Origin of the sequence: Martinezella rhizogenes (assembly GCF_000799715.1) — a bacterium.
Classification (GTDB): domain Bacteria; phylum Pseudomonadota; class Alphaproteobacteria; order Rhizobiales; family Rhizobiaceae; genus Rhizobium; species Rhizobium rhizogenes_C.
In genome coordinates this window covers 409,952-430,390 of record NZ_JUHG01000013.1, presented here as the reverse complement: position 1 = coordinate 430,390, position 20,439 = coordinate 409,952, and the positions used below count along the sequence as shown (strand labels likewise).

Annotated in this window: 20 protein-coding genes; 7 read left to right on the top strand and 13 right to left on the bottom strand. The window is 61.2% G+C overall.

Annotated features, from left to right (window positions below; translation table 11 throughout):
- Nucleotides 1-62 precede the first annotated feature (62 nt).
- The 10 genes from EX00_RS13930 to EX00_RS13885 are packed head-to-tail and all read right to left on the bottom strand — an operon-like array spanning nucleotide 63 to nucleotide 9,569.
- On the bottom strand, nucleotides 63-1,148 hold the full coding sequence (locus tag EX00_RS13930; protein WP_047458647.1) for an ABC transporter ATP-binding protein: 1,086 nt from the start codon (nucleotides 1,146-1,148) through the stop codon (nucleotides 63-65).
- A complete protein-coding gene (locus tag EX00_RS13925) occupies nucleotides 1,141-2,178 on the bottom strand; it encodes an ROK family protein (RefSeq protein WP_047458645.1) in 1,038 nt (345 codons plus the stop codon). The genes EX00_RS13930 and EX00_RS13925 overlap by 8 nt, the downstream gene beginning before the upstream one ends.
- Complete coding sequence (locus EX00_RS13920; RefSeq protein ID WP_047458643.1) at nucleotides 2,175-2,900, bottom strand: ribulose-phosphate 3-epimerase; 726 nt, start codon at nucleotides 2,898-2,900, stop codon at nucleotides 2,175-2,177. The genes EX00_RS13925 and EX00_RS13920 overlap by 4 nt, the downstream gene beginning before the upstream one ends.
- The gene (locus tag EX00_RS13915; protein WP_047458641.1) at nucleotides 2,897-3,727 is read right to left on the bottom strand and encodes an alpha/beta fold hydrolase; all 831 of its coding nucleotides are present in this window, start codon (nucleotides 3,725-3,727) and stop codon (nucleotides 2,897-2,899) included. The genes EX00_RS13920 and EX00_RS13915 overlap by 4 nt, the downstream gene beginning before the upstream one ends.
- Entirely contained in the window at nucleotides 3,727-4,545 is an 819-nt protein-coding gene (locus tag EX00_RS13910) for a sugar phosphate isomerase/epimerase family protein (protein WP_047458639.1), read from the bottom strand. Before EX00_RS13910 ends, EX00_RS13915 begins: the two co-directional genes overlap by 1 nt.
- The gene (locus tag EX00_RS13905) at nucleotides 4,545-5,621 is read right to left on the bottom strand and encodes a Gfo/Idh/MocA family protein (RefSeq protein ID WP_047458637.1); all 1,077 of its coding nucleotides are present in this window, start codon (nucleotides 5,619-5,621) and stop codon (nucleotides 4,545-4,547) included. The genes EX00_RS13910 and EX00_RS13905 overlap by 1 nt, the downstream gene beginning before the upstream one ends.
- An 11-nt stretch (nucleotides 5,622-5,632) precedes the next feature.
- On the bottom strand, nucleotides 5,633-6,451 hold the full coding sequence (locus EX00_RS13900; RefSeq protein ID WP_047458635.1) for a sugar phosphate isomerase/epimerase family protein: 819 nt from the start codon (nucleotides 6,449-6,451) through the stop codon (nucleotides 5,633-5,635).
- A 4-nt stretch (nucleotides 6,452-6,455) separates the two neighbouring features.
- Complete coding sequence (locus EX00_RS13895) at nucleotides 6,456-7,292, bottom strand: carbohydrate ABC transporter permease (RefSeq protein ID WP_047458633.1); 837 nt, start codon at nucleotides 7,290-7,292, stop codon at nucleotides 6,456-6,458.
- Entirely contained in the window at nucleotides 7,289-8,197 is a 909-nt protein-coding gene (locus tag EX00_RS13890; protein WP_234709015.1) for a carbohydrate ABC transporter permease, read from the bottom strand. The genes EX00_RS13895 and EX00_RS13890 overlap by 4 nt, the downstream gene beginning before the upstream one ends.
- A 25-nt stretch (nucleotides 8,198-8,222) precedes the next feature.
- Nucleotides 8,223-9,569 (bottom strand): ABC transporter substrate-binding protein, encoded by a 1,347-nt coding sequence (locus tag EX00_RS13885; protein WP_047458629.1) that lies wholly within the window; start codon nucleotides 9,567-9,569, stop codon nucleotides 8,223-8,225.
- A 178-nt stretch (nucleotides 9,570-9,747) separates the two neighbouring features.
- On the opposite strand from EX00_RS13885, the gene EX00_RS13880 reads away from it, so the two are divergent.
- Together EX00_RS13880 and EX00_RS13875 are read left to right on the top strand one after the other, a co-directional pair.
- Complete coding sequence (locus EX00_RS13880) at nucleotides 9,748-10,896, top strand: Gfo/Idh/MocA family protein (RefSeq protein ID WP_047458628.1); 1,149 nt, start codon at nucleotides 9,748-9,750, stop codon at nucleotides 10,894-10,896.
- Between the two features lie 20 nt (nucleotides 10,897-10,916).
- Nucleotides 10,917-11,870 carry an alpha/beta hydrolase gene (locus EX00_RS13875; protein ID WP_047458626.1) on the top strand — a complete coding sequence of 318 codons (954 nt, stop codon included), beginning with the start codon at nucleotides 10,917-10,919 and terminating at the stop codon, nucleotides 11,868-11,870.
- Nucleotides 11,871-11,887: 17 nt separating this feature from the next.
- On the opposite strand, the gene EX00_RS13870 is transcribed toward EX00_RS13875, so the two are convergent.
- From EX00_RS13870 to EX00_RS13860, 3 genes are all read right to left on the bottom strand, one after another.
- A complete protein-coding gene (locus EX00_RS13870; RefSeq protein ID WP_047458625.1) occupies nucleotides 11,888-12,919 on the bottom strand; it encodes a LacI family DNA-binding transcriptional regulator in 1,032 nt (343 codons plus the stop codon).
- A gap of 201 nt (nucleotides 12,920-13,120) precedes the next feature.
- Nucleotides 13,121-13,792: an HAD family hydrolase gene (locus tag EX00_RS13865; protein ID WP_047458623.1), complete on the bottom strand. Its 672-nt coding sequence runs from the start codon at nucleotides 13,790-13,792 to the stop codon at nucleotides 13,121-13,123.
- A 15-nt stretch (nucleotides 13,793-13,807) separates the two neighbouring features.
- Entirely contained in the window at nucleotides 13,808-14,716 is a 909-nt protein-coding gene (locus EX00_RS13860; protein ID WP_007702459.1) for a sugar-binding transcriptional regulator, read from the bottom strand.
- A gap of 239 nt (nucleotides 14,717-14,955) precedes the next feature.
- Here EX00_RS13860 and EX00_RS13855 point away from each other — a divergent pair, with 239 nt between their 5' ends.
- From EX00_RS13855 to EX00_RS13835, 5 genes are all read left to right on the top strand, one after another.
- Nucleotides 14,956-15,897 carry a tagatose-bisphosphate aldolase gene (locus EX00_RS13855; RefSeq protein WP_047458620.1) on the top strand — a complete coding sequence of 314 codons (942 nt, stop codon included), beginning with the start codon at nucleotides 14,956-14,958 and terminating at the stop codon, nucleotides 15,895-15,897.
- Nucleotides 15,890-17,305: an ROK family protein gene (locus EX00_RS13850; RefSeq protein WP_047458618.1), complete on the top strand. Its 1,416-nt coding sequence runs from the start codon at nucleotides 15,890-15,892 to the stop codon at nucleotides 17,303-17,305. The genes EX00_RS13855 and EX00_RS13850 overlap by 8 nt, the downstream gene beginning before the upstream one ends.
- A 225-nt stretch (nucleotides 17,306-17,530) precedes the next feature.
- The gene (locus EX00_RS13845) at nucleotides 17,531-18,520 is read left to right on the top strand and encodes a substrate-binding domain-containing protein (protein ID WP_047458616.1); all 990 of its coding nucleotides are present in this window, start codon (nucleotides 17,531-17,533) and stop codon (nucleotides 18,518-18,520) included.
- A gap of 107 nt (nucleotides 18,521-18,627) precedes the next feature.
- Nucleotides 18,628-19,692 carry an ABC transporter permease subunit gene (locus tag EX00_RS13840; RefSeq protein ID WP_155294065.1) on the top strand — a complete coding sequence of 355 codons (1,065 nt, stop codon included), beginning with the start codon at nucleotides 18,628-18,630 and terminating at the stop codon, nucleotides 19,690-19,692.
- Nucleotides 19,685-20,431 carry an ATP-binding cassette domain-containing protein gene (locus EX00_RS13835; RefSeq protein WP_007695124.1) on the top strand — a complete coding sequence of 249 codons (747 nt, stop codon included), beginning with the start codon at nucleotides 19,685-19,687 and terminating at the stop codon, nucleotides 20,429-20,431. The genes EX00_RS13840 and EX00_RS13835 overlap by 8 nt, the downstream gene beginning before the upstream one ends.
- Nucleotides 20,432-20,439: the final 8 nt, after the last annotated feature.

The following is a 20,439-nucleotide window of genomic DNA, read 5'->3' as shown; positions in this document are numbered from 1 at the left end:
ATCGCGGGCGTGAACTAAAACGCAAGAAGCGTGCCGGTCCGCGCCCGCGTACAATTCACTGATCAGTTCAGCCTGGCAAGCGTTCTTCCCTCTTGGTCGAAGAGATGGCAGGCGGCAGGGTCGATCTGGAGGGAGATCGGCGTGTGTAGCGGGGTCGTGTCGGTGCCTTCCGTTTGCACGACGAGAGATTGGTTGGATGCGATATCGACATGAAGAACGGTCAGGCCGCCAAGACGTTCGGCAAGGATCGCTTCCCCGGTGAACTGGCCGCCCTGGCCGATGCGGATATGTTCTGGACGGATGCCCAGCGTCAGCGTCGAGCCGGCCTTCAATGCTCTGGCTGCGACCGGAACGGTGATTGTGCTTCCGCCCGGCAGCGCGACCGAGATACCGGTTGGGCCGGTCTTTTCGACGATTACCGTCAGAAGGTTCATCTTTGGCGAACCGATGAAGCCGGCGACGAAGATGTTTGCTGGGCGATTGTAAAGCTCAAGCGGCGAGCCGACCTGCTCGATGCGCCCGCTGTTCAAAACAACGATCTTGTCGGCCATGGTCATGGCTTCGATCTGGTCATGGGTGACATAGATCATCGTCGCGGCCAGTCTCTCATGCAGGCGCATCAGTTCCAGCCGCATGTTGACGCGCAGCGCCGCATCGAGATTGGAAAGCGGCTCGTCGAACAGGAAGATCTTCGGATTGCGCACGATGGCGCGGCCGATAGCGACACGCTGGCGCTGGCCGCCCGACAGATCCTTCGGCCGGCGGTCGAGCAGATGCGACAGTTCCAGAATCTGGGCCGCGTCTTTGACCTTCTGGTCGCGCTCGGCCAACGGAATACCGGCAATCCGGAGCGCGAAGCCCATGTTCTCGGCAACCGTCATATGCGGATAGAGCGCATAGGACTGAAACACCATCGCCAGGCCGCGCTGCGAGGGATCGATATCGTTGGAGCGTGTGCCGTCAATTACGAGGTCGCCGCCGTTGATTTTCTCTAGGCCGGCGATCATGCGCAGCAGCGTGGATTTGCCGCAGCCGGAAGGGCCAACGAAGACGACGAATTCGCGGTCGTCCACATCCAGATCGATGCCCTTGATCACTTCGAGGGCGCCGTAGGTCTTACGGGCGTCGCGGAGCGTGAGATTAGCCATTGCTGACCTCCTTTGTGCCGGCGGAAATATCCGCGCCAAGATTATTCGAGCCCTGAAGGCTCGATGGTTCAGAGCTGATTTGCGCCTCGCTTCCGAGAATGAGGCTGGCAGCACCGATCAAGCCCGCATGTCGTCCGAGCTGTGCCGGAACGATTGGCACGTCGCGATAGGCCGGCATGGCCCGGTCGTGAATTGTCGCGATCATGGTGTCGTAGAGAAGATCGAAGCCATGCGATATGCCGCCCCCCATCACCAGAATGTCCGGGGAGTAGAGGTGAAGCAGGTTGGTGAAACCGATCCCCAGCCATCGCGCCTCGGCATGCAACAACTCCAGCGCCAGCGCATCGCCGTTTCGCGCTGCGTCGACCACATGTCGCCCGGTCACATCGGCGTCGGCCGATAGTGCGCGTAGCATAGAGCCATCGGATTGCCGGGTCCGCGCCGTTGCCCGCCTGCCGAGCGCCGTTCCGGAGGCGACGGCTTCAAAGCAGCCGACCGCGCCGCAGAAGCATCGTTCACCCTCGTTGGTGATCGTCATGTGACCGATTTCGGCGGCGAGACCCCGCCTGCCGTGCAGGACCCGCCCATCGCCGATCACGCCGCCGCCGATGCCGGTCGAAACGGTGACGAACACGATCGATCTTGCACCACGGCCGGCGCCATATCGCCATTCGCCAACCGCTGCCGCATTCGCATCGTTTTCCAGCCGAACCGGCAATTGAAACCGGCTGGAAAGAATGTCGGCCAGTGGAACCTCGTTCCATCCGGTGAGCGTCGGCGCCGCAATGACGACGCCGGCTTCCGGATCGAGAGGGCCGGGGGCACCGATCCCGATGCCGATGGGCAGAAGATCAGGCGTTTCCGCCAGCACAGCCGCCGCCAGCAACTCGATCTGCCGGATGACCGCATCCGGCCCTCCGGCTGCTTGCGTTGGCACGGCGGAAAACGACAGAAGGTTTCCCTCTTCGTCCACCAGTGCGGCGCGAAGCTCGGTTCCGCCGAGATCGAAGGCAAGAGCGACCTTTTTCACGGAATCCGGCTCTCCAGTCCATGCAGCCATTCTATCCGCTTGCCCAGGTCCTTGTCGCCGAAGGCGAGCGACCCGAGAACGACCGTCTGGGCACCTGCTGCACGCAGCTCCGGCACCGTTTGCTCACGAATGCCGCCATCGGCCGCCAGGATCACCTGATCCTCCCGGCCCGCCTGCTTCAACAACGCCCGCGCCTCAATCAGCCGGCCGCACGCCTTTTCGGAAAGGCTCTGCCCTTTGACCCCGATCGAGGTGCCGAGCAGGGTCACGAAGGCGACATGGTCTATGAAGGGCGCGACCGCCGAGACGGGTGTTTCCAGCCGCAACACGACGCCGGCTTCGGCACCGAGCTCCTTTGCAAGTGCTACGGCGCGCAAGCCCGCTTCGCCGTTTTCGGCATGAACGCTGATAAGATCTGCGCCTGCTTCGATGAACTGGCGTGTTTGTTCCTCTACGATTTCAGCCTCGACCATCAGATGAACATGGATCGGCTTGGCGGTCGCCTTCGCGATGCGCGCGACGAAATCCGGAAAGAACAGGAAGCCCGGCGTAAAGCGCGCATCGGCGACATCGATATGATGCAGGTCGACATAGGGCTCAATGCGCTTGAGATCGGTCTCCATATTGGCGAGATCAGCCGACCAGAGCGAGAATTCGCCCAGCAGCCGGTTGCGGGGCAGAGCGGCGATGGCCGCCGGGCCTGAAAGAGTTTTGGACGTCATGATGGGACGAGGCTCCGGATTGTCTTGGATGCGAGAAAACGAGTGATGGCGTCTTGGACTTCGGCGAAATGCCGTGATTTGTCGGCGGCCTTGGGGGTGACTTCGACGAAGCTTGCGCCGGGAATGGTGTCGGCGAGCGTCCGCGCATGGGAGAGCGGATGGATCGCGTCCTGCTGGTTGCCGATGATAAGTGTTGGGATGGCAAGCGCTGCCGCTGACGCCTGTGACACGTCAGGTCCATCAGCGGCGATGTCGGCCAGCACGGATGCGAAAGCGACCGCATCCGGCCGGTCGAAATAGCCGAGCAGGGACGCGAAATTGTCGGGCGCATCCGCCTTTATCCGCAGGCCGATTTCGGAGCTTGTAAACAGCGCCCGTGCCTCATCGATTGGATGCGAACGAAGCAGCGCCGCAACGGCGCGGATCGGTTCGAGATTGTCGGGGGATGCGGCAAAGGTCCAGGCGGGACGGACGAGAACGAGCGCGGCAACGCGCTCCGGGTGATGATGGGCGAGATGTAGGGCAAGTGCCGCGCCCATGGAAATGCCGCCGACGACAAAGCGATCAAGCCCGCGCACGGTCGCCGCTGCCAGCACATCCTCGGCAAACATCTGGAGCGAAAAGGGCCGCGCTGAGCCAAGCGACGACGCGCCATGTCCTCGGCATTCCACCGTGATCCGCCGCACGCTGTCGGCTGGTGGAAAGGTTTGCGCAACCTGCGCCTCATCCCCGCCCAAGCCATGCTGAAAAACGACCGGCAGCCCTTGGCCGCCATCGAAGACGGACAGACTGGCATCGCCACGCATGAGAGTTGCCGTTTCGCCCATTAGGCCAAGTCCTTGAGAAAGGCCGCGACCTGAGGTGCTTCCGCTGCGGAGAGGCCGTGGGTGACGAGCGGGCCATCGAAACCGACGGCTTTCAGTCGTGCGATGAAATCGGGAAAATCCACAACGCCCTGGCCGGCAGTTGCGAAACGCCCGTCGGCATAGCGATCCTTGGCATGCGCCATGGCGATATGCCCGGCTGCGGTTTCAACCGCGCGCTCGACGATATCTCGAGCTTCCGGCGGCGTTGCGCTTTCGAAGAGATTGGCCGGATCAAGGACGATCCGCAGTCTTTTCGATCCCATCTCGGTAATCAGCCGCTTGGCGTCCTCAGCCGAGGTCACGATGTTGGCCTGTTCCGGCTCAATACCGAGATCGACGCCATGCTTTTCCGCCAGCGCCAAGGCTTTCGACATCTCCGTCGCCATCTCCGCCCAGGCTGAGGGATCGGCATTATCAGGATGATGCGCCCATTGGTCGGCTGCATTGCGGGTGCCGGTGCAGAGCGTGACGAGCGGAATGGAAAGGGCGGCCGCGGTCTCAATCACGACGGCAAGCTGGCGCAGCCCCATTTGCCGCACCGAAATGTCCGGATGGGCCATATTGTAGGTTCCGGAGAGGGCGACCAGCGAAATACCGGTCGTTTCCGCTGCCGCCTGGATCGCTGTTGTGACGGAGCCCGATACAGTGTCGGGCATGGACGGCAGCCCGCAGCAGGCGAGGTTGAACTGGGTGGCCGCATAGCCGCTGTCGCGCACTGCCGACAGCACGCTCAGGGGATCTGTCCCCGGAAAGGTCTTGGCGAAGATCCCGAGCTGCATCAAACGGCTCCCGTCACGGATGCAAGCTCGACCCGCTCGCAGGTCTCCACCGACCGGGCGATCGCAACCATCGCGCGGATGGAAGCGATGCCGTCCTCGACATTGGCGCCGCGCATCGGTGCGCCGTTCAGCACCGTATCGGCGAGGCCCTCAAGCTGCCTGCGGAAGAAATGTCCATCTGCGCCAAGCGGCTTCCGGCTCGTCGCATCCTTCTCGTGGAAGATCTCGACCTCGCTGGAGCGGAAGTACCAGGGATTGAAGGTCTTCGCGAGTATGGAGCCGTTCTCGCCGTAGAGCTGGAAGCCCTCGTGCCAATCCATGCGGACAGCGACCGTGAGGTCGAGATGGCCGAGGACACCATTGGCGAATTCGGTTTCCACGAACCAGCAATAGGCGCCGGCGCGCTCCAGCAGGCGCGCGCGCACGGCAACGATATCGCCGCAGAGGAAGCGGGCGGTGTCGACCAGATGCGAACCATGCGCCAGCATGAAATATTGCCTGAGATCGGCCTTCGGATTGCCGCCCGGCTTGCGCGCAAGTTTGCTGGTAACCGGCAGCGGCTGCACCGCGTCGGTGTTGGTATAGCGGTGGGTGGAATCGCAATACCATGCCTTCAGCGCGAAAATCTCGCCGATATCGTCGCGCACGAAGTCGCGTGCGGCTTCCAGCGCCGGATCGAAGCGTTTCATATGCCCGACCTGCAGGATCTTGCCGGAGCACTTGACGGCATCCGCCAGCTGCTGCCCCTCCTCGACGGACACGCCGATCGGCTTTTCGCAGAGCACATGCTTGCCGGCTTCGAGCGCCTTGATGGACATCGGAACATGATAGGCATCCGAAGTGGCGACGATGACGGCTTCCAGCTCGGGGTCGGCCAGCATGGCGTCATAATCGCTGAACATCTTCTGCGGTTCGTAGGTGGCACCCATGCGCGCCAGCAGATCGGGTGCCGCGTCGCAGATTGCGTAGAGATCGGCATTCCTGGCTTTCACGCAGGATTCCAGGTGCGCGAACTGGGCAATCGGCCCGCAGCCGAGCACACCCACACGAAGACGGCGATTTTCCTTCTGGATCATGGTCTTCTTCCTCAGGCTCCGTAGCTGCGCATGGTTTCGCGATTGGTCTTCACGGCAGCAGCGGGATCTGCGCCTGCCGTCTCGGATTCCTCTTCCAGCACCAGCCATCCATTGAAGTGCTGCGCCTTCGCGACGAGATCGATCACTGCGGGCGTATCGAGGACGCCCTTGCCGAGCATCGCCCAACGGTCGTTCGCATCGACGTCCTTCAAGTGCAGATAGCGGATACGGTCCTGATAGGTTCGCATCGTGTCGAGGATGTCCTCGTGTCCACGCAGAATATGACCGGTGTCGGGAACCCAGCCGACTAGAGTGGGGTCGAGCAAAGCGAATATCCGGTCGTAGTCGGCGCGGTCGAAGAGCAGGGTATTGTGGTGCGAGCTCGGATGGACGGCGATATCGACGCCGGATGCCTTTCCGAGCGCGCCGGCGCGATTGTAGAACTCGGCGGCAATGGCAAACTTGTCGTCACGCGGTCCTTCGGAGACCACCGTTGCCGATCCGATCGAGACGAGCGCGCCGGGAAACTGTGCGGCGTAGTCGATCCAGCGCTGCGTCGTCGAGAGATCGTCGTCGATCGCCTCGGCAACCGTGAAACCGCTTTTCGAGCCGAAGGCGAAGGAGACCAGCTGCAAGCCGCTATCCTTCAGCGCCTTGGCGAAGTCGTCGGGCTTTGCGGCGTAGTGGCCGATCATCGTGTCGGTGATTTCGATGCCCGAATAACCGCTGGCCGAGATTGCCGAAAGTAGATCGTCGGGTGTTCCGGTCCAGGTCTTGCCGAGCATTTCCCATGTAAACGTCTGGCAGCCGACCTTCAGATCGCTAGTCATGTCACTATTCCTTGATTCCGCCCTGTGTCAGGCCTTCGATAATGTGTCGTTGGAAGAAGAGGACCAACACGATCAGCGGCACGGTGACGACCGCCGAAGCTGCGGCAATGTCTCCCCAGGGCACGTAGTATTGGTTGGTGAAATTGGCGATGCCGACCGGAATGGTCTGGGTGCCGCTATCCGATGTGAAGGCGAGCGCGAACAGGAACTCGTTCCAGGCAGTGATGAAGGCGAGCAAGCCTGTCGTCACCAGGCTCGGCAGCGACATCGGCAGGATGATATGCCAAAGCAGGCCGATGACGCCGACGCCGTCCATGCGCGCGGCTTCATCGATCTCGCGTGGCAGGGTCTCGAAATAGCCGAACAGGACCCAGGTCACCAGCGGCAGCCCAAGCGCCAGATAGGTGATGATGAGCGCGGTATAAGTGTCCAGAAGCCCCAGATCGGAGGCGAGCAGGTAGAGCGGGCCGACCAGCGCGATCTGCGGGAACATAGACACAGAGAGGATCACTGTCAGGATCCCGAAGCGCCCCTTCACATCGAGACGCGACAGCGCGAATGCGGCGAGCGAACCGACGATCAGGCAAAGGGCCGTGGTCGCCAGCGAAACCACCAGCGAATTCCATAGATAATGATGCAGGCCCTTTTCGATGAAGGCATTGTAGTAATGCTCCAGCGTGAACGGGCTCGGGATCAAAGACGGCGTTCCCTCAGTCAGCGCCCTGTCGAGCTGGAACGACGTCGAGAATTGCCAGAGGAATGGGCCGGCCGACCAGACGAGAATGAGGAACGCGCCGAAATAGATCATCACGCTTTGAAAGATGGAGCGGGTGTCGTTCATGTCGTCTTCCTGATCTGTCGGACGAGGAAGAGGCAGAACACCACGGCGATCAGCCCTTCGGTGATGAACATTGCGGTCGATACGGCCGAGCCGTAGCCGAATTGCAGCGTCGAGAAGAGAACCTTGTAGGATAGTGTCGACAGCGTTTCGGTGGAATCGGCCGGACCGCCACCGGTCAGGACATAGACCAGATCGAAGACGCGGAATGCGTCGAGCGCCCGGAAAAGGCCGGCGATCAGCAAGGTCGGCAGCAGCAGCGGCAGTCGAATGTTCCAGAAGATCGTCCAGGCCCTGGCGCCATCCATGCGCGCGGCCTCGATCAGTGATCTCGGTACGGTCTGAAGGCCTGTCAGCAATAACAGCGCCATGAAGGGCGTCGTCTTCCAGACATCGGCGAGAATGATCGTTATCAGCGCCGTATCGGGCGAGCCGTACCAGTTCACATTCTGATCGATCAGCCCGAGATGGAGGAGGATGAAATTGATGATGCCGTGCTGCCCGTCGAACAGCCATCCGAACATTTTCGAGGTGACCACTGTCGGCATCGCCCAGGGAACGAGCATCGCCGCGCGGATGACGCCACGGCCGGCGAAGGCCTCGCAAAGGATCAGCGCCATAGCGAGGCCGATCAGCGTCTCCAGACCGGTCGAGATAACGGTGAACCAGATCGTATGCCACCAGGCATTCCAGAACGGCGGATCGGCCAGCAGTTGCACATAGTTGGCGATGCCGACAAAATCATTGTCCTGCGTGATCAGGGAACGGTTGGTGAAGGAGAGGTAGACGCCATTGACGATCGGATAGAAGGACACCGATGCAAGCGACAGGAAGGCCGGCAATAGCAGGAGCCAGGGCCAGAGGGCGCTTGGAAGCGCCCTCGTCGTTTTCGGGGTTCGGTCGGACATGGGGACCGTGACTGCGGCAGCCATATCAGGCAACGATCTTGTTGATCTGTTCGGCGGCGGCCTTCAGCTCGGCCTCAACATTGCCGCTGACCAGCGCCTTGGAAATGCTCGACTGCAGCGCCAGCGTCACTTTGGCGTATTGCGGGGTGATCGGCCGGGGCGTGGCGCCGGTGAAAACGCTTTGCAGGCTCGCCATGAACGGCTGTTCGGCCTTCAGTTTCGCATCCTGGAAGATCGCCGGACGCGAGGGCGCAAGACCGAAATTCAGGGCAAGACGGGTCTGGGTTTCCGGAGACGACATCCAGGTCAGGAACTCGATCGCCGCTTCGCGCTTCTTGGAGTTGGCATTGACGCCGAGCTGATAGCCACCAAGACAGGCAGCGCTCTTCCCGCCGGCAAAATGCGGCAGCGGCGCAACGGCGACCTTGTCCACCACATGCGAAGCTTTCGGGTCTTGCGCGATCGGATAGACGTAAGACCAGTTGCGCATGAACATCGCTTCGCCGGAGGTGAAGGGCTGGCGCGACGGCTCTTCGTCCCATGACAGAACGTTCTGTGGGCTGATCTTGGTCTTGTTGATCGTGTCGTAGAGGAACTGGATCGCCTCGACCGCCGCCTTGTCACCGATCACGGAGGATTTGCCGTCTGGCGCGAGGATAGAGCCGCCGTTCGAGGTGATGATTTCCACGGCATCGCAGATCAGGACTTCGGCCTGCTTACCCTGCCAGAGATAGCCGAACTTGGCGTCACCGGCCTTCTGCGCGGCTGCTGCCATGGTCGCCATGTCTTCCCAGGTCTCGGGAACCTTGCCGCCGTGCTTTTCCACCAGATCCTTGCGGTAGTAGAACATGCCGGAATCGACGAACCACGGGAGCGCGGTCAGCTTTTCATTGTAGGTGCAGGCAGCGACCGTTCCGGGGAAATAATCGGCGCGCTTTTCCTTCGGGAAATATTCGTCAAGCGGCAACGCCCATCCAGCAGCCGCGAAGCCGGCGATCCAGACCACGTCCTGGGTGAAGACGTCGGGGGTTCCGTTGCGGCGGGCCAATTGCTGGACAAGGCCCTGATAGACCTCGGTCGACGAGCTTGGTGGCGGCAGTTCGATGAACTTGACCGTGATCCGGTCTTGCGATTCGTTATAGGCCTTGACGAGATCACCGAGGCCTTCCTTGCCGAAGAAACTGGCGCTGGCAAAGCTGATCTCGGTGCGATCGGCAGCGCGCGCCGCGCGCATGCCAAGTCCCGTTGTGGTAGCAAGGGTCGCCGCGCCGACTGCAGCGCTTGCAGCACCCATCAGTATCTGGCGGCGGTCGAGCAGTGTGGACAATACGGCCACGTTTGAGCCGGCCGGCGTCTTCTTGACATCAGACATGATTTCCCTCCCAGGAAAACTGGCGACCTCCAAAATCTCCGCGCCAGTATTGTCGTATGTTTCATAAAAAATTGTCGCGCGTCAAGAAATAAGATGCTTTAACTCACTTTAAAGCGCGTCGGGCTGATATAGCTATCGGTGACGTGCGGGTTATCGGATCCAGGGAGGATTGAGGAATATGACTGGGAACACAAAGGCAAAGCTGGGCATTGGCATTGTCGGCTGCGGCAATATTTCAATGACTTATCTGCGTAACGCGACGCTGTTCGCCGGCGTCGAGTTGCGTGCTTGCGCCGACATTTCCGCCGATGCTGCGGCTCTTCGCGCCCGCGAATATGGCATTCGGCCGCTGAGAGTCGATCAATTGCTCGCAGATCCCGAAGTCGACCTTGTTCTCAACCTCACCATTCCGGCCGTGCACTTCGATGTCACCATGTCGGCCCTGTCGGCGGGCAAGCACGTCTTCACGGAAAAGCCGCTTGCGACCTCGGCCGCCGAAGGACGGACCCTTGTGGCGGAAGCCAAGGCCCGTGGCCTGCTTCTGGGTTCGGCACCCGACACATTCCTCGGTGCCGCCGGCAGGCGCGCCCGCCGTTTGATGGAGGAAGGCGCAATCGGCCGGCCGGTCAGCGGCACCGCCTTCATGATGGGACGCGGAATGGAGCACTGGCACCCCAATCCGCAATTCTACTATCAGCCGGGCGGCGGCCCGGTTTTCGATATGGGGCCTTATTACCTGACAATGATGGTGAACCTGCTTGGCCCGGTGGTGCGCGTCATGGCGATGGCGACGAAGGGACAGGAGGAACGCCTGATCACCGCGGACGGTCCGTTCAAGAACACGACCTTCAAGGTTGGGACGCCGACCAACGTCTTGTCTTTGCTCGAATTCCAGTCCGGCGCGACTGTCAATTTCGGCGCATCTTGGGATGTCTTCCGCCACTCCAACCATCCGATCGAACTGCACGGCACCGAAGGCTCCCTGCGCCTGCCGGATCCCGATACGTTCGGCGGCACGGTCTCGCTGTCGGAGCGCGGCGCCGACTGGCGTGATTTCGACAGCGACGGCGAGCTTTACGGCAAGAGGAATTGGCCGTTTGCAGCACCTGACCGGGCGAATTACCGCATGCTCGGTGTCGCCGATCTTGCGCGGTCACTGGAGGAGAAGAGGCCGCCGCGCGCATCCGGGGAGCTTGCGCTTCATGTGCTTGAGATCATGGAGGCTATTCTCGCCTCCGGCGAAAGCGGCCAGTCGGTCCGTATCGGCGGAGATCTGGTACGTCCGCCGCTTCTTGGCGAAGACGAAGCCCGCAGTCTCCTCGCCTGATTGCGGAAGGGAGAGCCGACATGACAGAACAGCTCGATGAGAGCGCCCGGTGCCTTCTTGACTTGAGCAATCAGTCGAACGCTCGACCGATTGAAGCCGGTACACCCGCGGAAGCACGTATCGACTATAATGCGGGCTTTCCGACCGTTCAGGGTGTCCGGGAGACCGTCGCTTCCGTTGTGGACTTCCAGGTCGCCGGCCCGAACGGCCCGATCCCTTTGCGCATCTATCGCGGCATTGGCGTGACCGAGAAGGATGGGCCGGGTCTTCTTTATCTGCACGGCGGCGGCTGGGTGATCGGCAATCTCGACTCTCACGATGAGATCTGCCGCTGGTTCGCCAATCTCGCGCAATGCACCGTGGTCTGCCCGGATTATCGCCTGGCGCCGGAACACAAGTTTCCGACAGGATTGACGGATTGCGTCGCAACACTTTCCTTCATGGCAGAGGCCGCCGCCGATCTCGGCATCGACCCCGAGCGGATCGCGGTGGCCGGCGACAGCGCCGGCGGCAATCTTGCCGCCGTGCTGGCGTTGATGTCGCGCTCCGGTGAGGCGCCGAGGCTTGCGGCGCAATTGCTCATCTATCCGAACACGGACGCCGCGCAGACGGCTGACAGCTATCGTCGCTATGGCGAAGGCTATGGCCTGACCGCATCGGCGATGAAGTGGTTTCGCGATCACTATGTCCGCACCGAGGCCGATATCGCAGACTGGCGGGTCTCGCCCTTGCGGGCCGAAAGTGTCGTGGGCGCTGCACCGGCCTTCGTGCTCACCGCCGGGCACGATATTCTGGTGGAGGAGGGCCTGGCCTATGTCGAACGGCTGCAGCAGGAGGAAGTGCGCGTGGTACTCCGCCACTGGCCGGGGCAGATTCATGGCTTCGTGTCGATGGGACGATACATACCGGTCGCGCGCCAGGCTGTGGAGGAGGCGGTGGAGGCATGGCGCAGCTTTGAAGGCGCTCCCGCGTAAACGGAAGAAACGCTGCCTTATGCCGATTGCCGCATGACCAGCGTCCCATCGAGTCTGACTTTGTCGGCGATCGTCTGAACCGGCGCATCCGTATCGCCGAGCAGCGTCAAAAGCGTGTCGACGCTATTTGCTGTCATCGCGGCAAAATCCTGCGCCATTGTCGTTAGTGGCGGGCAGGTGTAGCGGCTGAGCGGATGGTCGTCATGGGCAGCCACGCGCAGGTCACCTTTCTTTCGCCCGACCTTCAGTCCATGCGCGAAGGCGGCTGCCATCACGCCAAAAGCCAGACGGTCGTTGGCGCAGAGGATGGTTTTGCCGGGTAACGCCTTTGCGCTCAGCATTTCGTCCATCTGCTCGTATCCGATGCGCTCGAAGTCCCAGGTGTAGGTCGCGTTGGTCTTGATCACCGCCGGCTCGTAGCCCGAAGCCTCCATCGTGGCGATGTAGCTCGCCAGTCGCTCCGGCGAGTTGTGGTTGACATGGGGGATGTCGAGATAGACTGGCGCCTCTCCGGATCGGCAGAGATATTCGACGATCATCGCGACGCTTTGATAATTGTTGTTGCCAATGAACGGCGTGTTTCCCTCGATATAGGTGTCGAAATAAACGAGGGGCACGTTCTGCGCGAGCTTCTCGAATGCGCGCGGATCGGATTTCTGCCCCAGTGGCGCTGCGATCGCGCCCGCCACTTTCAACGACAGCATCGTGTTGACGGCCTCGATTTCCAGCTCCGTTAGTCCGTGTGAGGAAAATACGATCGGCCAGTAGCCTTCGTGGCGCAGGCGCAATTCCAGGCGGTTGACCATTTCTGCGTAGAAGGGGTCGGTCAGGGCCGGAACCAGGATGCCGATATTGCGGGTCCGTTTGCGATTGAGGTTTCTCGCATAGATGTTGGGCTGATAGTCGGACGAGCGCAGCGCCGCTTCGATCAGCGCGCGCGTCACCGGCTTGACGCTCGTCGGATCATCGAAATATTTCGAGAGGGTCGGGCGGGAGACGCCACAGGATTTCGCGAAATCCTCCATCGTCTTATGCGTCATTTTTTCCATCAAAAGTCGACCATCTCTCGAGCCGATCCGCCCACCTGCGATTGTTATGCGTCCACAGGACGTGAAGCACAACCGGCGAAGTTCCTCCGCACCTCATGTTACGAAAAAATATTACATGCGCAAATTTATTAATTAGCGCATAAAATTATACGTCATAGTCCAACGGCTGGAAATATGCCCGATGAGGCCGGAGGCTGGGCTTCAGTCTCGCTTGGCGGAGAACCGTAGGAATCCGGCGGACGTGATATTCGCGACGAGATCCTCATAGCTCGCGACGCTCGGATGCCGTGTCGGCAGCACGGTCTTGTGGGTCGCGCTGATCACGACCACTGCGGCGCCTGATGCTTCAGCCGCCTCTATTCCGGCCGGAGCGTCCTCGAAAACAAGGCATTCCTCTATAGGCTGGCCCAGGGTTTTTGCGGCAAGCAGAAAGCAGTCCGGCGCGGGTTTGCCGTTTTGCACATCCTCGCCGGTGATCAGCAGCGGCGGCCAGGGAATGCCGGCGGCCTTGAGGCGGACCGCCGCCAGATCCCGTGGCGCGGATGTGACGATTGCCCAGCGATCCCTGGGCAGGGCATTCAGGAAATCGACCGCGCCCGGGATCGGTACGACACCAGCGACATCGGCGATCTCCGCGAGTGTCAGAAGTCGGGCCTCTTCGGTAGGATCTATTCCGGAAAGACCAAGCCGTGTGATCGTTTCGGCCGCTTTGCGTCCATGCACAATCGCCAGCAGGCTCTCGACATCGACATTGTGCCGCAAGGCCCAGTCCGTCCAGACCCGCTCGCCGACCGCGATCGAGTTCAGCAGGGTTCCATCCATATCGAACAGGAAGGCGCCGAAGGAGCGATCGGGGTGCAGGGGCAGGGCCATTTTGAGAATTCTTTCTTAGCTTTTCTGGGGAGCGGCGGACAGACGATCGAGGATCGCCTGCGCGGTATTGGCGTCCGTCACGAGAGCATTGATCATGCCCGACCGCGCCGCACCGATGATGCCGGGTGCCTTGGCCGGAGTGGCTGCAACCGCAATACACAGGGGAACCCGTCGCAGCTGCTCGGGAGTGGCGGCGATCATGCGCTCTTCGCCGTCCCAATGCAGGATCTCGCCGGCTTCGGTGACGTAGTGCCGCAACACGTCGCCCGCCGCTTGGCTGAGGGCTTTTTCTCCCGGAAGCGCTGCAGTTGCTTCCGACGGATTGGCCGCGTGCGTCAAACCGACGCCGACGATCGCTGCATCGAGCTTGTTCCAGAGCGCGGTGACCTGCTGCACCGTGGGATCGGCGAGGAAGGCATCGCGTAGCTCGGAGGACGAAATGTATGGCGCGTGCAGGAAATGCGGCAATCCGCCCATCTGTTCGGCCGCCTGGCGTACGAATTCGTTGGTCTGGAAATGCGCTGCCGCCTGCTGCATGCCGCCGTTGAGGGCGATGGTGACGATGCCGGGCAGTTGCGGCAGGCCGGCAAGCGTGACTTCCCGAACGGCGCGTCCCCAGCCGATGCCAAGCGTCGAGCCGGAGTGCAGACCCGCCTGCTGCAACATCGAGCCGACCGGCGGGGCAAGTGCGCTCAGAACATTGGAGGACGGCGTATCGATCACGGCGGCGTTGCGCAGTTTCAGGCCGTCGATCAGTGCCGCACTCAGGTCTTCCGACGGGGAAAGATCAATTACCTCAATTCGCACGATGCCAGCCAGCCGAGCCTTCTGAAGCAGGCGTGAAACCGTAGCCGTTGATAATCCTAGCTTTTTAGCGATGTCGACCTGCGACATGTCGGATTGGTAGTGCAGCTTTGCAACCATATGCAGCAATGCACGGTTTGTTGCAGGCTCCTGCGGCTGAGACGAATTCAGGTTGAAATTCCTTTCTGCAATGTGTTACATGTTTGGGCGCTGAGGGAGTTATCGCTCAAAATAGCCGGTTTCGCAACGGTTATGCGGCGGAGGAGAACTCTCAACATTCATTGGCCATCCCTTCCGAACCTTGGAGCGGGATGTACTTTCAGCAACCCGTTTCGGGCACGCTATAGGGAGGAGCATATATGTCCAGATTAACCACCGCCGAAATGCGCGGCTACCAGCAGATTTGCGGGAGCGATGGCGCCATGATGGTGATCGCCTGCGATCAGCGCGGCGGCATGCGCAGCCTGCTTGCCAAGGAACCGGAGGCGCAGGCCGCGATCTCCGATAAGACCCTCGGCGACACCAAGGCCGATATTGCCCGGTTCCTTGCCAGCCAGGCATCCTGCGTCCTGGTCGATCCGATCTGCGCCGTTCCGGCTCTGGTCGATGACCGCATCATTCAGCGCGATACGGCACTTCTGATCGGCCTCGATGCATCCGGCTGGGATACGTCGCCGGAGGGGTATCGCCTGTCCAAGCTGGTTCCCGGCATCACGGCTCGTCGCGTGCGCCAGCTCGGGGCGACCGGCGGCAAGATCATGGTTTATCTGCGCTCGGACCGGGATGAAGCCAATGTTCACAACATCAAGATCCTGCACCAATGCATCGAGGATTTCGCCCGCGAGGACCTGCTGCTTGTCGTTGAGTTCCTGACATACAGGTTCGATGACGAGGATGAAGCCGAGTACAAGGCGAAGATCCCGTCCCTGATCGTCGGCGGAAGCCGGATTTGCCTGGATTACGGAGCAAAGGTTCTGAAGATTCCGTACCCGGGAAGCCCGCAGGCCTGTGCAGAAGTCACCAAGCTTGCGGGAGACGTCCCCTGGGCGGTCCTGTCTGCCGGTGTCGATCATTCGACTTTCCTGACGCAGGTCGAAGATGCCATGCGCAACGGCGCTTCCGGCGTGATTGCCGGCCGTTCGCTGTGGAAAGATTGCATTTCGCTCGACCGCGCCGTCACGAGGGATAGACTGGAAACCGTCGCGGTTCCGCGTCTTCGCGAAATTCAGGCTGTGATCGCCACCCATTTCAAGGGTAGCAAGTCTGAAACCGTCGGCCGGGGACAGAAAGAACATGCCTGAGACAGCCATTGGCGTGGACATTGGCGGCACGAATATTCGTGCCGCTCTCGTCTCCGATCGAGGCGAGATTCTGAAGAAGCTATCGGATCGGACACCCGCCGATCCCTTGCATGTGGTCGAACGCGTCGTGGCGATGGTCGAAGCGCTTGATGTGACGGGAGCAGCCGGCATCGGTGTCGGCATTCCCGGTCGTGTCGATGCGGCCAGCCGCACGATCCTCTCCGGCGGTATCCTCAACCTGGCCGGCATCGACTTTGCCGATCGGCTCGAGACGCGCCTCGGCAAGAAGGTCGTCATCGAAAATGATTGCAACATGGCGCTCATCGCCGAAATGCGCGTCGGTGGCGCCAAGGGATACCAGAGCGTCGCGATGCTGACCATCGGAACGGGCATCGGCGGCGCCGTCGCCCACAATGGCAGCATCTATCATGGCCATATGACGGCCGGGCAACTGGGCCATATCTCCGTGCTGCAGGATGGTCCGCTTTGTGCGTGCGGACGGCGCGGTTGCGTCGAAACCTTCAGCTCGGGAACGGCGCTGCGTCGGCATATGAACGAAGCCGGGCTTTCGGCTACGTCCATCGGCGAGATTTTCGAAATGGCGGCCGAGGGAAGCGGCACGGCGAGAGCGGTCTTGCGCGCATGGGCATCCCCCCTGCGCACCGCGCTCGACAATATCGCGGCAACGATGGATCCGGACGTCATCCTATTGGGAGGGGGGCTCGGCTGCGATGCGGCGCGCGCCCTTGCCGATCTTCCAGCGGTGGCACCATGGTTCCGGCCGACGATCCTGCCCGCGAAACTCGGGGACGACGCCGGCGTCATCGGAGCAGCCTTATCAACCTTCGATATGGGCGCGGCCGCCGAAAAGCGCGTCGTGCTCGTCAACGGCGTTCCGGCTTCGGGAAAGAGCCGGCTGGCAAAATCGCTGTCGCAACGCACCGGTTGGCCGGTCCTTTCTCTGGATGGCATCAAGAATCCTTTCCTGGAGCACATCGGCGACGTCGACCGGGATTTCAACCGGACTTTGGGAAAGGCGAGCTACCAGGCGATCTGGTCGTTCATTCGCGAGGCGCCGGCTGGGTCCACCTTCATCGTCGACGCATGGTTCGGCTTTCAGCCGAAGGCGCTGCTTGAAACCTATATCGAGGATGCCGGCGTCGATCGAGTCGCGGAGCTTTGGTGCAAGGTGCCTGGCGTGGTGGCCGCGGAACGCTATGCCAGCCGGCTGAAAGACCGGCTGCCGGGTCATCCGGGAGCCGAATATGTCGCGGAGTTGGCGGTGCTTGCCGATCGCGCCGAGCCTATGGCGTGCGGCGCGCTGAGGACGGTCGACCAGACGAAGGAACCGGACATGGACAGCATAATGGCCTGGATTTCGGAGATGTTTGGCCGGCCAAGAAAGTAGCCGCCGCCCCGGCGGCAGATGAAAGCTTGATATGACTTCAAAACGTCGCGCAACGCTCCGTTGCCGACGAAGCGCATCGCTTTGCCGATCCTCCTGATTGGCAAGCTATTTCAAATAGATGGCGGAAATTCGTTGCAGAAAAATATTACTTGACGACCCGCTATAAGCCACTGATTATCCATTCCGCCGGACAAGGGAGATGTTCGGCTTTCAAGGGAGGAAATTATGGAACGACGTTCATTTCTCAAGGCTAGCGCCGTGGCGACGCTTGCCACCGGCGTGGCGGCTGTTGCCGGAGGCGTCAAGGCGCAGGACAAAAAGTTTACCATCGCCCTCATTCCGGGGCTGACGACGGATGCCTTCTACATCACCATGCGCAAGGGTGCCGAGGCCGCCGCCAAAGCGGTGGGTGCGACGCTGGTGTTTCAGGGCGCGCCGGACTTCAACCCGGTCACGCAGGTTCCGGTTCTCGACGCGATCATCGCCAAGAAGCCTGACGCGATCCTGATCGCGCCGACCGACAAGGATCAATTGGTCCAGCCGCTGAAGAAGGCTGCGGATGCGGGTATCCCGGTCATCACGGTTGATACCTTCATCGGAAGCGGCGTCTACCAGACGGGAAGCGGCGATGCCGATTTTCCGCTTTCCTACATCGCCTCGGACAATCTGCTTGGTGGCGCGATCGCAGCGCGTGCGCTGGCCAAGGCCGTGGGCGAAAAGGGCAAGGTCTACGTTTCGAACGTCAAGCCCGGCATCTCGACCACCGACCAGCGCGAGCAGGGCTTCAAGGACGAGATGAAGAAATTTCCAAACATCACCGTTCTCGACACGCAGTATAATGACGACGATGCCAACAAGGCGGCGTCGCAGCTGCAGGCCGTCTATGCCCGCAACTCGGACCTTGATGGCGTTTTCGGCGCCAACCTGTTTTCCGCTCTTGGCGCCGCGAACGGCGTCCAGCAGGCGGGCCAGACAGGCAAGATCCGCGTCGTCGCCTTCGATGCGCCGACCACGATCGTCGACAACATCAATTCCGGCCTCGTTGATCTGGCGATTGCCCAGCACCCGGCCGAAATCGGCTACTTCGGCGTGATGGCGGCCTATGCCCATCTGACCGGCAACTCGATCCCGACTGCCATCGGCACCGGCTTCACGGTCATCGACAAATCGAACGTCGCCGACAAGAACGTCGCGAAGTTCATCTACTCCGACTAATCGGATGAAGTCTGTGCCTCGTCCAAGGGGCGGGGCACGTCTCTGATCATAATGGAGGAAATGGCGTGACGACTTCTGTACGTCCTCGCTCGAATTTGGATTCATCCATGACGACTGAAGATACCGAGGCCCGCAAGGCGGACCAGCATGTGGCGCCACAGGCGGACCACGGCGATCAGGCAAAAACCATTATCAACTATATCGCGCAGTTGCGCGCGTGGCTCTTCCTTGCCGCGCTGATCGTGACGTTCGAGATCTGGGCGCGCATCGATTTTGGTGGCACCTTTATCGGCTCATCCTTCAACTGGCAGTCGGTCGCGGTTTTTGCCGTGGCGCCGTTGTTGCTGGCAATCGGCCAGACTTTCGTCATCATATCCGGCGGCATCGACCTTTCGACCGGCTTCATCATGGGTCTTGCGGCGGTCGTCGCCGCCCACGTCACCAATATTGCCGGCCTCTATATGCCGCTGCCAATGGCGATGGTGCTCGGCATTCTTGTCGCGATGCTCGCTGCCACCGTGCCCGGCTTTATTAACGGCATGCTGATTTCCCGCCTCAAGGTTCCGCCCTTCATCGGCACGCTTGGCATGTTCGGCGTCGCCCGCGGCACGGCCTTTCTGCTGGCCGGCGGCACCACCGTTCCGGTCAAGAACTCCTATTTCGCCGAACTCGGCAACGGCCGCTTCTATGGCGTGCCCTATCTCGTCATTGTCGCCTTTATCTTCGTGCTGATCATGCACTACCTGCTGAGCCAGACGCGCTTCGGCCAGCACAATTATGCAATCGGCGCCAATGCACAGGCCGCGCGCCGCGCCGGTATCGATATCAAGTCCCATCTGCTGCGGCTCTACATGCTCTCGGCGGTCTGCGCCGGTCTCGGCGGCGCGCTCTATGCCGCCCGCTTCACGGCCGGCGCTGCCCAGGCCGGCGAGCCGCTGCTGCTCGACAGCGTCGCCGCGGTCGTCATCGGCGGCGCCAGCCTGTTCGGCGGTTCGGGAACGATCATCGGCACGGTCGCCGGGGCGCTAGTTATTGCCGTCATCCAGTACGGTTTGGTTTTCATGAATGTCGAGCCCTTCTGGCAGTTCATTGCCGTCGGCGTCGTCATCATCATTTCGGTGCTTATCGATCAGGCGCAGCGCCGGTTCAGCGGAGCAAAACAGGATGAATAGCGCAACGCCCCTTCTCGAAGTCCGCAACCTCTCGCGCTATTTCGGTGCCGTCCATGCCTTGGACAATTGCTCCCTGGTCGTCCGCCCCGGCGAAGTCGTGGCGCTGGCGGGAGACAATGGTGCGGGCAAGACGACGATGATCAAGGCGATCTCGGGCGTCTATCCGCCGACATCAGGCGAAATCTTGATCGAAGGAAAGCCCGTCACCTTCTCCTCGCCGCAGGATGCGCGGGAAAAGGGGATCGAGACGATCTATCAGGATCTGGCGCTTGCCGACAATCTGACAATCGGCGCCAACATCTTCCTTGGCCGCGAGCCGATGAAGAAGCTCTTCGGCTTTCTGCCTGTCATCGACCGGAAGGCGATGGCGGAGGCGGCGCGCGCGACGATGGCGCAGCTCGATTTCCATGTAAAAAGGCTCGACGCGCCGGTCAGCAACTTCTCCGGTGGTCAGCGTCAAGCGGTGGCGATCGGGCGAGCGGTTTATTGGAATGCCCGCATCCTTATCATGGACGAGCCGACCGCGGCCCTTGGCGTGCCGGAACAGCGCAAGGTCGTGGCACTCATCAAGTCGCTGAAAGCGCAGGGACGCGGAGTGATCTTCATCTCGCATAACCTGCAGGACATCTTTGCCGTCTCCGACCGCATCGTCGTCCTTCGTCGCGGTATCGTCGCGGGAGAACGCCAGATCAGCGAAACCACGCATGAGGAAGTCGTCAAGCTGATGATCGGCGGCTAGAGCGTTTC